Below are 13,699 nucleotides of genomic sequence, written 5' to 3'. Positions count from 1 at the left end.
TTGATGAAAACGAGTTCGAAGAGCCTGATGCTGTTGCTGGTCGCCCTAGCGTCTGTCGGTGCTGGAAACGATGCGGCGGCTAAGGAGGGCGGTTGCGCGAGAGAAAATCTCGCTACGTACCAATTGGGGCAGACACGATTCATCGATGCGGAGAACGACATGGATCCGGGCACGCCCGTGGCGCATGGCAATGACCACGGGGAAGGCAAAGTGCTGTTGAGATGCGTCGAAGGAGTCGCCCATTTCCGGGGGACGTACGCCCAGCCACTGGAGGGAGGGCTGATTCCCCTCTACGTGAATAATCAGCGCGCGGGCCTCGGTATCCGCGTGACCCTTCGGGACAATAATGCCGGACCCGTCCGCGAGTTCCCCCACGCTTTCGACGAGACATTCAAGCTCAACGATGCAGTAACGAGCGACGAGGACGACGTCGCCTATGAGGTCGTAAGGATGACTGGACCTATCGTCTTCGGGGCCGTCGACACGGACCTCATCGCCCAACAAAGCGTCAGCCTGCCGGGCAGCGGAGCTGAGATCGTCTTCCGCGAAATGAAGATCTACGAGATGACCATCCGCCGCCCCACGTGCAGCATCACGCCGGATACGCTCGATCAGACAGTCGAAGTCGGCGATTACAACCTGAGCAACTTCGCAACCCCCGACCGCGCGACGCCGTGGGTGCGGTTCAGGCTCACGGTGCAGGAATGCGCCGAGCCTGTCGGCCTGGTCGCGAAGTTCACGTTCGGCACCCAGAACGACGCGGATGGAGACAATCCCGATCTCTTCCGCCTGACGGGGCCGCAGAACGTGGGGCTGGAGCTTGGCAACGCGGACAAGAAAACGATGAGGCCGGGTGAAGAAATTCGGATGAATGCCCTGGGCACGGGCAAGGACTATGAGTTCTATGTGCGATTGCGCGAGACGAAGCCGACCGTTCGAGGGGGCGTCGTGAAGCTTCCCGTAGCCGTGCTGGTGGAGTTCGAAGGGTAATGCGAACACCGCCCCGTGTGTGCGACGGGGCGGTACGCGAACGATCAGTACTCGGCGACGAGCTTGCGGAACGGCGTGGCGATGCGCACGCCATCGGCATCCCACGTCGCGGCCGCCTTGCCATCGATGGTTACCTTCCGTGGCTTCACGCGGTCCGGCCAGAACACGCGCACCGGCGTGCCGGCGGCGATGCCCTTGTCGAGCGTGACCGTCAGCGTGCTTCCCATGCGCCTCGCCGTCATGCTGAGCGAACCGTAGGTCACGGGCAGGCGGGAGATCGACAATCCCGGCCCCGCAACCCACGCCGGCGGCGCGCCGGGAAGCAGGTACAGCCCGTCGTCGGCGTCGCGCATAAGCATGCCGAAGATCGTGCGGGCGTACTCGGAGCCGATCCAGGTGTGTGGCATGTCGCCCAGATAGCCCGGGTGGCGGAGGCGCGAGTGGACGACCTCCGCCCACATGTTCCACTCGGGCGGCCGGCGATCGGCCACGACGTCGGCGAGCAGCTCCTGCGCGTCGGCCGGGCGGTTCAGGTAGACGTACGTCAGCACGTTGCGCAGTTCGTACGGTGTGTATGCGTAGAGTTCGCCTGGTGCCTTGCGCTTGCGCACGTCGGCGAGATAGCGGTCGAACGTGCGGGTCAGGGCGTCCCGCGGCAGCACGTCCATCTGTCCCGCGGGGTCGAGCGCGATCGACACGCTTGTCGGATCGCCGTCGCCGAGATCAGCGGCCGCGGGAATGGTGTCGACGCCCTTCCAGGCCATCGTGGCCTCGATCGATCTGCGGACCGACTCGCGCAGCGCGGCGTACTGTTCGCGCGCATAACGGGCGAGTTCCCTGTCGCCCCACTGGTCGGCGAGCCAGGCGCCATCGTGCCAGCCCTTCAACGCCCAGTAATCGTCCCAGTAGCTGTGCGTCGGACTCGAATAGCCCTCGTGGCTGATCGACGGCGCGATGATGCCGTGGAAGCGCTCGGGAGCGGGAAGGTTCGACAGATAGCCGGGCACCATCGTGCGCTCGCGCAATTCCTGCATGAAATGCAGGGCGGCGCGCACCTTGGGCTGGTAACCCTTCACGCTGGCGGCGCCACCGCCGAAGCGGGCCACGTCCGCGACGAGGTTGATGAATTCGCCCTGGCTGTCGTATTCGATGTCGGAACCGAAGCCGGTGTTGACGCTGCCATCGGCGTTGAGGATCGGCGAGACCAGGCCGTTCTCGTGCACCGCGTGCGCCGCGTACCAGTCGAGATAATCGCGGGCGGTCTTCGTCTCGCCCATGCGCAGCAGGATCGACGCCGTGGCGGCACCGTCGCGGATGAACGAACGGTTGTAGTTGCGTGGACCCGCCTGCATCGCATGACCGGTCTGGTTCACGAGCATGTAGGCCGCCTGCGAGCGCAGGATGTCCACGAGGGTTTGATCGGGCAACGAGATGCCGACGCCGCCGAGGCGCTTCTGCCAGGCGGCGGAGACGTCGTCGGCGAGCCTGTCGAAGCCGTCGGCGGTGAGCGCCTTCCGGTCGATCGGCGGCGGCTCGGGCAGATGGCCCTTCGTATCGGCGGGCGAGTCGCCGAGCGGGAAGGCGACGACGACATCGCGCTGCTCGCCCGGGGCGAGATGCACGCGATAGTCGAGCATGCCGGCCGCGAGACCGTCCGCGTCATGCGCGTCGCGCGCGGAAGGCACCGTGCCGGCGGCCACCCGCGCGGTGATCTCGGTCTCGCCATGCGCTCCGAACGGCGCGGCCCCGCCGGCATCGACGGGCGTCAGCGACGCCATCAGCGTGCGACCTTCGACGCGCACGTCGGTGTGCGCGCCATCACCGGCGATGGCGATGTCGTGGATCGGCGAGGGGCCGCCGTTCTGCCACGGCGGATTGACCTGGATCGGGCGCACGACGAGCGACAGCGTGCCGTCGACGGTCGCGGTGCCCTGGTTGCGCAGCCGATGGCGCAGCAGCACGACAGGCTGGCCGTCGCCTTCGACCGCGATCGCCTCGCTCGTCACCGACAGGCCCGGTTGCACCGTCCAGCGTACCGACGGCATCGGCTTCCAGCCGTCGCGCAACGCGTGCGCGCGTTCCGCGCCATCCGATACGGCCGTGCGGCCGGACGCGTCGCGCCAGATCGCCTGGATCTGCGGACCGCCCTTGTACGGCTCGATGTCGCCGTACTCGTCGAAGATGGCCTTCTGCAGGCCGGCGGGCACGCCGACCGCCGTCCAGTACACCTGCCGCATGTGCAGCGACGAGGGAAACAGCGCGGCGTTCTCGCGCGACGCGGCGATCTGGTAGCGCTTCATCGCGGTCATGACACGCGGAGGGCCGAGGAACCGCAGGCGCTCGATGCGCGGGGTCGCGCCGTTCTTCATGCCCACGACGAGCCGCAGCGCGCTCGCCTGGAAGGGCTCGCGGGCGGCGAGGTACGACGTGTCGCCGAGGCTGCCCGGATCGCTGTCGACGGCGCGCCACTGGCCTGCTGCATCGCGGGCTTCGAGCGTGGCGCCGTCGCGCGGACCGTCCCACGTCACCTCGATGCCCGCGATGTCGATCGGGCGGGGGAGGGCGATGTCGAGCTGGCGTGCGCCCTTCGGTCCGTTGCCGACGATTCCGCGCGAGGTGCCGTCGGCCCAGAGCGCGGCGCCGTCGCCCTTGCCGTCGAGACCCGTGATCCGCGCGGTCTCGCTTGCCGCGAACGGCTCGAACTCGAACACGGAGACGCCCCAGTCCGCCGTGCGCGCCGGGGCGGCGAGCCGCACGTAACGTGCCTGCGTGGCGGGAAAGACGAGGTACTCGGTGCCACCCGGCGAGTCGGTCACGGCGTAGACCGGCTGGAACGTCTTGCCGTCGACGGAGGTCTGGATCGAATAGGACGCGGCGAATCCGCTATCCCAATGGATGCGTACGCCGCCGACCGAGGCGACCTTGCCCAGATCCACCTGGAACCATTGGCCGGGGCTGAACGCGCCGCCCCAGCGCGTGGTTTCGTCCCCGTCGATCGCATGGGCCGGCGCGAGCGCGGGCACCTGCTGGGACGAGCTACTGGCCTTCCAGCTTGCGCGTGGGGGCAGGCTTTCGGCGGCGAAGACGGGCGTCGCGAGCAGCGCGGCGAGCAGGAGCGTCAGCCGGGCGGGGCGGTGAGCGATTCGGGCTGGCATGGGTCGGTACCTCCGGGGAGGTCGTCAAGCCTAGGCACGTAACGCGATGTAACCAAGCGGTCGGCGGTAGAATCGGGCGATCCGAAGGCAAGAAACGTCTACCCATGCGCAATCCACTTCAGGAACAGCTGCTCAAGGCCGGCCTGGTCAAGAAGGACAAGGCCGCGAAGATCGTTCGCGATCAGGCGAAGCAGCGCCAGGGCAAGGCGCCCGCGCCGGCCGCGGAAGAACAGGTCGACGCCCGTCGCCTGCAGGCCGAGCGTGCCGAGCGCGACCGCGCGCTGGCCGCCGAACGCAACGCCGAGGCGCGCGCGAAGGAAATCCGCGCGCAGGTACGCCAGATCGTCGAGACCACGCGTGTGAAGCGCGACGGCGACGTGGCTTACCGTTTCACCGATGGCGAGAAGATCGCCACGCTGCTCGTCAACGAGTCGCTGCGGGCGCAGCTCGCGTCGGGCGCGCTGGTCATCGCACGGCTCGGCGACAGCTATGAGCTGATTCCGCGCGGTCCCGCCGACAAGATCCACGCGCGCTCGCCCGAGACGATCGTGCTCGACCATGGGCGCAAGGACGGCGACGCCGTGCAGACCGAGGAAGAGATCGACGACTACTACAAGCAGTTCGTCGTCCCCGACGACCTGATCTGGTAACGGGGCGCGCATGGCGATCCTCGTCACCGGTAGCGCCGGGCATCTGGGCGAGGCGCTCGTGCGCCGTCTTCGTGAGGATGGCCGTCATGTCATTGGCCTGGACATCAAGGCCTCGCCGTTCACCGATCTCGTCGGCTCCATCGCCGACGAGGGCTTCGTGCGCGACGCGATGTCGGGTGTGACGGGCGTCATCCACAGCGCCACGCTGCACAAGCCACACGTGGCCACGCATACGAAGCGCGAGTTCGTGGAAACGAACGTCGCGGGCACCGTCGCGTTGCTCGAAGCCGCGACGCTGCATCGTGTTCGCTCGTTCGTCTTCACCAGCACGACCAGCGCGTTCGGCGCCGCGTTGTCTCCCGCGCCCGGCGAGCCGGCGGCCTGGATCGACGAGACCGTCGCGCCCGTGCCTAAGAACATCTACGGCGCGACGAAGATCGCCGCGGAAGGCATGTGCGAACTGGTGGCCCGCAAGGACGGTCTTCCGGTCGTCGTGCTGCGCACGTCGCGATTCTTCCCCGAGGACGACGACAACGCGGGCGTGCGCGCGGCCTACGACACGGCGAACATGCAGGCGAACGAACTGCTGTACCGTCGCGCGGACATCGAGGACATCGTCGCGGCGCACCTGCTCGCGCTCGAGCGTGCTCCCGCGCTCGGCTTCGGTCGTTACATCGTCTCCTCGACGACACCTTTCACACGCGATGACGTCGCGGCCCTGCGCCGCGATGCGCCGTCCGTCGTCCGCCGGCTGTATCCCGAGGTGGATGCCCTATACGCGGCGCGGGGCTGGAGGCTGCTGCCGTCGCTGGATCGCGTCTACGACAGCTCGCTGGCGACCCGCGACCTCGGATGGACGCCGAAGCGCGACTTCGCGTTCGTGCTGGAGTGCCTGCGTCGCGGCGAGGACTTTCGCAGCGACATGGCGCGAGCGATCGGCAAGAAGGGCTACCACGACGCGGTGTTCGAGGAAGGCCCATACCCCGTGAGCTAGCCGATCCGTGGGAGCGGCCCCGACCGCGGCGGCTTTTCGCGGAAGGGCTCAGGCCCTGTGGCTCACGGCCTCAAAGGCTGTCGCGGCCAGGTCCGCTCCCACCACCGCGGGTATTGTGGGAGCGGCCCCGAGCGCGGCTTTTCGCGGAAGGGCTCAGGCCCTGTGGCTCACGGCCTCAAAGGCTGTCGCGGCCAGGTCCGCTCCCACCACCGCGGGTATTGTGGGAGCGGCCCCGGCCGCGACGGCTCTTCGCGAGAGCGCTCAGGCGAACCTTCGTTCGTGCCGCAGCAACCAGTCCTTGCGCCACAGCCCACCGCCATAGCCGGTCAGGGACCCGTCCGCACCGATCACCCGGTGGCAGGGGATCACGATCGCCAGCTGGTTCGCACCGTTCGCGCGAGCCACCGCACGCACCGCCGTGTGCCGCCCCGCGGCGGCCGCGATGTCGGCATAGCTGCGTGTGCTCCCGGGCGGAATGGCGACGAGCTCGTCCCAGACGGCCTTCGTGAAAGCCGATCCGTGCAGGGTCAGCGGCGTCTCGAAGCGGCATCGGGTGCCGGCGAAGTACTCGCGCAGCTCGGCCTCGATGGCATCGATCGCCGGCGTCCGGCCGAAGGTGACCGTGGACCGGGTCGCCGTGCGCAGGCGCTTGAGCTCGGTCGGCAACGCGGTGCGATCGAAGAACTCGAGCAGATGAATCGAGCGCTCGTCGCCCACGGCGAGCATGTTGCCGATGGGGGTCTCGATCCAGTCGGCCTTGAGCCATTCGCGTCCGCGCAGGTCAGCCGGGCACTCGCCGAGCAGGCGCACGATCGCGTCGCGGAATCCGCTGCCGGAGTCGTAACCCGCCGCCTGCTGGGCGTCGATCACCGACGAACCCGCGACGATGCGTTCCATGCCCCGGCCGGCGCGCCGGAGACGGGCCATGTCCAGGAACGTCAGCCCGAGGTGGCGCTTGAAGGCGCGGCGGACGGTCGACGGGTCGTAGCCGAGTCGCACCAGGTCGTCTTCCGACCAGACCCGTTCGGGCTCGTCTTCCAGCGCGCGAAGCAGGGCCGACACCAGGGGTTCGCGCTGGCCCACCGGATCCAGCGGCCGGCAGCGGAGGCAGGGGCGGAACCCCGCCTCGAAACATGCCGCGACCGAATCGTAGAACCGGGTGTTCTCCAGCAGCGGCTTGCGGGCCGCGCAGGTCAGGCGGCAGAAGACGCCGGTACTCGTGACGCCCACGAAGACGTGGCCGTCATAGGCCGGGTCGCGGTCGAGGAGGGCCCGGTAGAGCGTGTCGCGGTCGGGTAGGTCGAAAAGCATGGCCAAAGGGTACGCCGGCGGGCCGGCGCTCGCCGCCGCGAATCGGGCGGCGATTTACCAAGGCTGGCGTCAGGCCTTGTTGCGGTCCGTCTCGAACGCCTTGTTGATGCGCAGGGCGAGCAGGGTGCAGGCCACGCCCGAGAGCAGGTAGACGCTGACCGCGCCGAGGCCGAAGCGCATCGACAGGCCGAGGGCCACCAGCGGGGCGAAGGCCGCGCCGATGAGCCAGGCGAAGTCGGACGTCAGGGCCGCGCCGGTGTAACGGAAGCGGCGCGAGAAGTTCGCCGTGACGGTGCCCGCGGCCTGGCCGTAGGAGAGGCCGAGCAGGGCGAAGCCGATGATCAGGAAGGCGTCCTGGGCGATCCGGCCGCCGCCGAGCAGCCACGGCGAGGCGATCGCGAACAGACCGATCAGCACCGCCATGGTGCCCAGCGTGTTGCGGCGGCCCACCTTGTCGGCGATAACGCCCGAGGCCACGGTGGCGAGGATCGCGACGAGGGCGCCGACGATCTGGACGGTCAGGACGCTGTCGACCTCCTGCGTCTGATGCACCGTGATCCACGACAGCGGGAAGATCGTCACGATGTGGAACAGCGCGTAGCTGGCCAGGGCGGCGAACGCGCCGATGAAGAGGTTGTAGCCCTGTGCGCGGAACATCTCGATGATGCCGATCGGCTCCAGCTGGCCCTCTTCGAGCAGCTGGGTGTATTCCTCGGTCACCACCAGGCGCAGGCGGGCGAACAGCGCCACCACGTTGATCGCGAAGGCCACGAAGAACGGATAGCGCCAGCCCCAGCCGAGGAAGTCCTCGCGGGAGAGCTGCGTGTTGAGGAACAGGAACAGCGAGGCGGCGATCAGGAAGCCGGTCGGGGCGCCCAGCTGGCCGAGCATCGCGTACCAGCCGCGGCGCTCCTTCGGGGCGTTGAGGGAGAGCAGCGACGGCAGGCCGTCCCAGGATCCGCCCAGCGCAATGCCCTGCAAGAACCGCAGTACGGCAAGAACCACAATGACCGCGTAGCCATTGGACGTGTTCGCCGGCAGGAAGGCGATGCAGACGGTGGAGGTGCCCAGCAGGAACAGGGCGGCGGTCAGCTTCGTGCCGCGGCTCCAGTTGCGCTGGATCGCCATGAACAGCGTCGTGCCGATCGGGCGGGCGATGAAGGCGAACGAGAAGATCGCGAAGGCCAGCAGGATGCCATCCAGCTGGCTCAGGAACGGAAAGAACACCGACGGGAACACGAGGACGGACGCGATGCCGTACGTGAAGAAGTCGAAGTACTCCGAGGCACGGCCGATGACGACGCCGACGGCGATCTCACCGGGGGCGACGGCCGCGTGGCTGGTCTGGTGCTGGCGGCGGACGTCGTGTTCGGCGCCTTCCGCGGCATTGTGATGGGCGTGTGAAATGCTCGACATCGGATTCGGCCCGCTCGGGGAGGTGGATGGCAGGATAGCGAAGGATCGCACTACTCGGCTTGTAGAGCCATGGGACAAAGTGTCCTATGGTGAGCGCAGGCGGATCGGCGTATTTTTTCGTGTCCCCACGGTTGCCTCCATCATGCGAATGTCCATGAAGATGTTGCGCGGATTGCTGATCCCCGCCCTCGCCCTGCTCCTTTCGGGCTGCGATGCCGTGCTTTTCTCGCCGTCCGGCGACATCGCCCGGCAGCAGCGCGACCTGATCATCATTTCCGTGGTCCTGATGCTGCTCATCGTGGTCCCCGTGATCGTGATGATCCTGCACTTCGCCTGGAAGTACCGTGAGTCGAACAAGGCCGCCAGCGCCGAGTACGCCCCGGACTGGAACCACTCCACGGTGCTGGAACTGCTGATCTGGGCCGCCCCGCTGCTCATCATCATCGCCCTGGGCGCCATCACCTGGACCAGCACCCACAAGCTCGACCCGTACCGCCCGCTCGACCAGGTGTCGCAGGGCCGTCCGCTGGTCGCCGGCGTGAAGCCGCTGCGCGTCGACGTCGTGGCGCTGGACTGGAAGTGGCTGTTCCTCTACCCGGAGCAGGGCATCGCCACCGTCAACGAGATGGCCGCCCCGGTCGACCGCCCGATCGAATTCCACATCACCGCCTCCACGGTGATGAACGCGTTCTTCGTGCCGTCCCTGGCCGGCATGATCTACGCCATGCCGGGCATGGAGACGCAGCTCAACGCCGTGATGAACAAAACCGGCGATTTCGAAGGCATTTCGGCCAATTACAGCGGTGCCGGCTTCTCGGACATGCGCTTCCGCTTCCACAGCCTGTCCGAAGGCGACTTCGACGCCTGGGTGGCCAAGGCCAAGGCCAGCGCCGATGAGCTCGGCCGCGAGGACTACCTGAAGCTCGAACAGCCGAGCGAGAAGGAGCCGGTCCATTACTACGGCACCGTCGCCCCGGGCCTGTACAACGCCATCCTCAACCGCTGCGTCGAATCCAACCGCATGTGCGCCAACGACATGATGGCGCTGGATGCCCGCGGCGGGCAGGGCGTGGTGGGCGCGTACAACGTCACCTCGCTCGATGCCGCGACCCGTGCGCGCGTCGGCCTGGCGGACGACGACCGTCGCTACGTGGGCGCCCTGTGCGTCGCGAGCAACGGCGGCCAGCCGATGACCCCTGCCGGACGTCCGCTCTAAGAGCGCGGCGCCTTCCAAGTATTCAAGCCTTTGCCGAGTCCGGTAATGAACATGCCCGATCTAGCCAAACTGATCTTCGGACGCCTCACCATCGAGGCGATTCCGTACCACGAGCCGATCCTCATCGGCACCTTCATCGCGGTGGCGCTCGGCGGTATCGCCCTCCTCACCCTGATCACCCGGGCGAAGCTCTGGGGCTATCTGTGGAGCGAGTGGTTCACCAGCATCGACCACAAGAAGATCGGCATCATGTACATGGTGCTCGGCATCGTGATGCTGCTGCGCGGCTTCTCCGACGCCATCATGATGCGCGCCCAGCAGGCGATCGCCTTCAACGGCAATCCCGGCTTCCTGCCGCCGCATCACTACGACCAGATCTTCACCGCCCACGGCGTGATCATGATCTTCTTCGTGGCGATGCCGCTGGTCACCGGCCTCATGAACTACGTGGTGCCGCTGCAGATCGGCGCGCGCGACGTCGCGTTCCCGTTCCTCAACAACTTCAGCTTCTGGATGACGGTCGCCGGCGCCATGCTGGTGATGGCGTCGCTGTTCGTCGGTGAGTTCGCCCGCACGGGCTGGCTGGCCTATCCGCCGCTCTCGGGCCTGGCGCAGAGTCCGGATGTCGGTGTCGACTACTACATATGGTCGCTACAGGTGGCCGGCGTGGGAACCACCCTCTCCGGCATCAACCTGCTCGCCACCATCGTGAAGATGCGCGCGCCGGGCATGACCATGATGAAGATGCCCGTCTTCACCTGGACCTCGCTGCTGACCAACGTGCTGATCGTCGCCGCCTTCCCGGTGCTGACGGCGGTGCTGGCGCTGCTGGCGCTCGATCGCTACGCGGGCACCAACTTCTTCACGAACGACTTCGGCGGCAACGCCATGATGTACGTGAACCTGATCTGGATCTGGGGCCACCCCGAGGTCTACATCCTTGTGCTGCCGGTGTTCGGCGTGTTCTCCGAGGTCGTGGCGACCTTCAGCCGCAAGCGCCTGTTCGGTTACGCGTCGATGGTCTACGCCACGGTCGTGATCGCGGTGCTGTCGTACCTCGTGTGGCTGCACCACTTCTTCACCATGGGATCCGGCGCGAGCGTCAACTCGTTCTTCGGCATCACCACGATGATCATCTCGATCCCCACGGGCGCGAAGATCTTCAACTGGCTGTTCACGATGTACCGCGGCCGCATCAAGTTCGACGTGCCCATGCTGTGGACCGTCGGCTTCATGGTCACGTTCGTCATCGGCGGCATGACCGGCGTCATGCTCGCGGTGCCGCCGGCCGACTTCCTGCTGCACAACAGCCTGTTCCTGATCGCGCACTTCCATAACGTCATCATCGGCGGCGTGATCTTCGGCCTGTTCGCGGGCATCAACTACTGGTTCCCGAAGGCTTTCGGCTATCGCCTCGACGAGTTCTGGGGCAAGTGCTCCTTCTGGTTCTGGCTGGTCGGTTTCTGGGTGGCCTTCACGCCGCTGTATGTCCTCGGCTTCATGGGCGTCACCCGCCGCATGAACCACTTCGAGGATCCGTCGCTGCAGATCTGGTTCCAGATCGCCGCGTTCGGCGCGTTCCTCGTCGCCCTCGGCATCGGCTCGTTCCTGATCCAGCTGTGGGTCAGCTACAAGCGTCGCGACCAGCTGCGCGACGTCACCGGCGATCCGTGGCACGGCCGCACGCTCGAGTGGTCGACCTCGTCGCCGCCGCCCGCCTACAACTTCGCGTTCACGCCGGTCATCCACGACAACGATGCCTGGTGGGACATGAAGGAACGCAACGCGCGCCGTCGCCTGGAAGGCTACCTGCCGATCCACATGCCGAAGAACACGGGCGCGGGCGTGATCCTCGCCGGTATCTCGTTCGTGTTCGGTTTCGCGATGATCTGGCACATGTTCCTCGTCGCCGGTATCGCTTTCGTGGCGCTCGTCGCCACCGCGATCGGCCATACGTTCAACTACAAGCGCGATTACTACATCCCCGCCGACGTCGTGGCCCGGACCGAGGCCGCCCGCACGGAAGAGCTTGCCGCCCATGTCTGATATGCACGCCACGCCCTCCGCGGCCATTGCGGAACAGGACGTCGAGTTCTGGATGAAGGAAGACCACCACCCGGCCAACGGAACGTTGCTCGGGTTCTGGATCTACCTGATGAGCGACTGCCTCATCTTCGCCTGCCTGTTCGCCACCTACGGCGTGCTCGGCCGAAGCTATGCGGGCGGTCCGTCCGGCGCCGACCTCTTCGACCTGCCCCTGGTGGCGGTCAACACGACCATGCTGCTCCTGTCCTCGATCACGTACGGCTTCGCCGTGCTCGAGATGCAGAAGGACCGCAAGGGCACGATGATGGCCTGGCTCATCATCACCGGCCTCTTCGGCGCCGCGTTCCTCGGCATCGAGCTGTGGGAGTTCTCGCACCTCATCCATGAGGGCGCGGGCCCGCAGCGCAGCGCCTTCCTGTCGTCGTTCTTCACGCTCGTCGGCACGCACGGCCTGCACGTCACCTTCGGCATCATCTGGCTGATCACCCTGCTGTTCCAGGTGGGTCGCCTCGGACTCACGCCGGCCAACAAGCGTCGCATCATGTGCCTGTCGATGTTCTGGCACTTCCTCGACGTGGTCTGGATCGGTGTCTTCACCTTCGTTTACCTGATGGGATCCCTGCCATGAGCGCGCAGATCGATTCGCACGGCGCGCATGGCGCGCACGACGACCACCACGACGACGGCGTCGGTCACAGCACCCTGAAGGGCTACATGATGGGGTTCTTCCTCGCCGTGGTCCTGACGGCGATCCCGTTCTGGCTCGTGATGGAAAAGGTCATCCCGAACACGCAGACGCTGGCGGTGGTGCTCCTGACCTTCGCCGCGATCCAGATCGTGGTCCACATGATCTACTTCCTGCACATGAACCCGCGGTCGGAAGGCGGCTGGAACATGCTGGCGCTGATCTTCACCCTCGTGATCGTGGTGATCACCCTGGCGGGATCCATCTGGGTCATGTTCCATCTCAACTCGAACATGATGCCCGGCATGTCGCACCAGATGACCGAGCAGCAGGTGAAGAACCTGCCTTGAGCGCGGACGTCGCCACGGAGAAGAAAACGCCGCGTCCTCGCGGCGTTTTCGTTCTGGGAGCGCTGTCGCTGCTTGGCGTGGCGCTGTTCGCGGGCTTCGTCGCGCTCGGTACGTGGCAGGTGCATCGCCGCGCCTGGAAGCACGACCTCGTGGCGCGCGTCGACGCGCGCGTCCATGCCGCGCCGGTCGATGCCCCGGGGCGTGCACAGTGGCCGAGGATCACCGCGGCCGACGACGAGTACCGCCGCGTGAAGCTGACCGGCGAGTTCCTGCAGGACCGCAGCGTGCGCGTTCGGGCCAGTACCGAACTCGGCATGGGCTCGTGGCTGCTGACGCCGATGCGCTTGCGCGACGGCGACGTGGTCATCGTCAACCGCGGCTTCGTGTCGCCCGCCTGGTGTGGCGGCAAGGCCACATGCGCGACGGGGCCCTCGGGTGAGACGACCGTGTCGGGCCTGCTGCGCATCAGCGAGCCGAAGGGCGCCTTCCTCCAGCCGAACGATCCCGCGGCCGACCGCTGGTATTCCCGCGACGTCCCGGCGATCGCGGCGGCCCGGGGGCTGTCGGACGTGGCGCCTTACTTCGTCGATGCGGACGCGGCGTCCTCGCCGGGTCGCGGCGACGGCAACGAGGGTCCCGTCGGCGGCCTCACCGTGATCGCCTTCCCGGACAACCACCTCAGCTACGCCCTGACCTGGTACGGCCTGGCCCTGCTCACCCTGCTGGGCGCCTGGGTCGTCTGGCGCGACGAGCGGCGCAAGCGGAGCGGCTGATCCTCCGGCGTTACGGCGTCCCCGGCACCGGGCCCGCTGCGCGGGATCGCCGATGCGATCGGCTCCCACCTGTCTTGCCCATTTCAATTTTCCGCGCCCTGCACGTCTTAAGG

At 67.0% G+C, this 13,699-nt stretch carries 11 protein-coding genes; 8 read left to right on the top strand and 3 right to left on the bottom strand.

Annotation, left to right across the window (positions count from 1 at the left end; genetic code table 11):
- The first annotated feature begins 3 nt into the window (after positions 1-3).
- On the top strand, positions 4-990 hold the full coding sequence (locus BMW54_RS17855) for a fimbrial protein (RefSeq protein WP_090058852.1): 987 nt from the start codon (positions 4-6) through the stop codon (positions 988-990).
- A gap of 44 nt (positions 991-1,034) precedes the next feature.
- Here BMW54_RS17855 and BMW54_RS17850 read toward each other — a convergent pair whose 3' ends face one another.
- Entirely contained in the window at positions 1,035-4,145 is a 3,111-nt protein-coding gene (locus BMW54_RS17850; RefSeq protein ID WP_090058850.1) for a discoidin domain-containing protein, read from the bottom strand.
- Between the two features lie 104 nt (positions 4,146-4,249).
- On the opposite strand from BMW54_RS17850, the gene BMW54_RS17845 reads away from it, so the two are divergent.
- Positions 4,250-4,795: a DUF2058 domain-containing protein gene (locus BMW54_RS17845; protein ID WP_090058847.1), complete on the top strand. Its 546-nt coding sequence runs from the start codon at positions 4,250-4,252 to the stop codon at positions 4,793-4,795.
- Between the two features lie 10 nt (positions 4,796-4,805).
- Positions 4,806-5,789: an NAD-dependent epimerase/dehydratase family protein gene (locus BMW54_RS17840; protein WP_090058845.1), complete on the top strand. Its 984-nt coding sequence runs from the start codon at positions 4,806-4,808 to the stop codon at positions 5,787-5,789.
- A gap of 261 nt (positions 5,790-6,050) precedes the next feature.
- Here BMW54_RS17840 and BMW54_RS17835 read toward each other — a convergent pair whose 3' ends face one another.
- Positions 6,051-7,100 carry a bifunctional transcriptional activator/DNA repair enzyme AdaA gene (locus tag BMW54_RS17835; RefSeq protein ID WP_090058842.1) on the bottom strand — a complete coding sequence of 350 codons (1,050 nt, stop codon included), beginning with the start codon at positions 7,098-7,100 and terminating at the stop codon, positions 6,051-6,053.
- Between the two features lie 69 nt (positions 7,101-7,169).
- Positions 7,170-8,516 carry an MFS transporter gene (locus tag BMW54_RS17830; protein ID WP_090058839.1) on the bottom strand — a complete coding sequence of 449 codons (1,347 nt, stop codon included), beginning with the start codon at positions 8,514-8,516 and terminating at the stop codon, positions 7,170-7,172.
- A 154-nt stretch (positions 8,517-8,670) separates the two neighbouring features.
- Here BMW54_RS17830 and cyoA point away from each other — a divergent pair, with 154 nt between their 5' ends.
- The 5 genes from cyoA to BMW54_RS17805 all read left to right on the top strand — a co-directional run bounded on the left by cyoA (position 8,671) and on the right by BMW54_RS17805 (position 13,586).
- On the top strand, positions 8,671-9,732 hold the full coding sequence (gene cyoA, locus BMW54_RS17825; RefSeq protein ID WP_217642677.1) for a ubiquinol oxidase subunit II: 1,062 nt from the start codon (positions 8,671-8,673) through the stop codon (positions 9,730-9,732).
- Between the two features lie 72 nt (positions 9,733-9,804).
- Positions 9,805-11,778, top strand: a complete 1,974-nt coding sequence (cyoB, locus tag BMW54_RS17820) for a cytochrome o ubiquinol oxidase subunit I (protein ID WP_217642680.1) — start codon at positions 9,805-9,807, stop codon at positions 11,776-11,778.
- A 52-nt stretch (positions 11,779-11,830) separates the two neighbouring features.
- The gene (cyoC, locus tag BMW54_RS17815) at positions 11,831-12,406 is read left to right on the top strand and encodes a cytochrome o ubiquinol oxidase subunit III (RefSeq protein ID WP_254779459.1); all 576 of its coding nucleotides are present in this window, start codon (positions 11,831-11,833) and stop codon (positions 12,404-12,406) included.
- Positions 12,403-12,813 carry a cytochrome o ubiquinol oxidase subunit IV gene (gene cyoD / locus BMW54_RS17810; RefSeq protein WP_090058831.1) on the top strand — a complete coding sequence of 137 codons (411 nt, stop codon included), beginning with the start codon at positions 12,403-12,405 and terminating at the stop codon, positions 12,811-12,813. Before cyoC ends, cyoD begins: the two co-directional genes overlap by 4 nt.
- Positions 12,810-13,586, top strand: a complete 777-nt coding sequence (locus BMW54_RS17805) for an SURF1 family protein (RefSeq protein ID WP_090058828.1) — start codon at positions 12,810-12,812, stop codon at positions 13,584-13,586. Before cyoD ends, BMW54_RS17805 begins: the two co-directional genes overlap by 4 nt.
- Positions 13,587-13,699: the final 113 nt, after the last annotated feature.

Source organism: Luteibacter sp. 329MFSha, from assembly GCF_900111665.1.
Classification (GTDB): Bacteria; Pseudomonadota; Gammaproteobacteria; order Xanthomonadales; family Rhodanobacteraceae; genus Luteibacter.
This window is presented reverse-complemented; position numbering and strand designations above follow the sequence as displayed.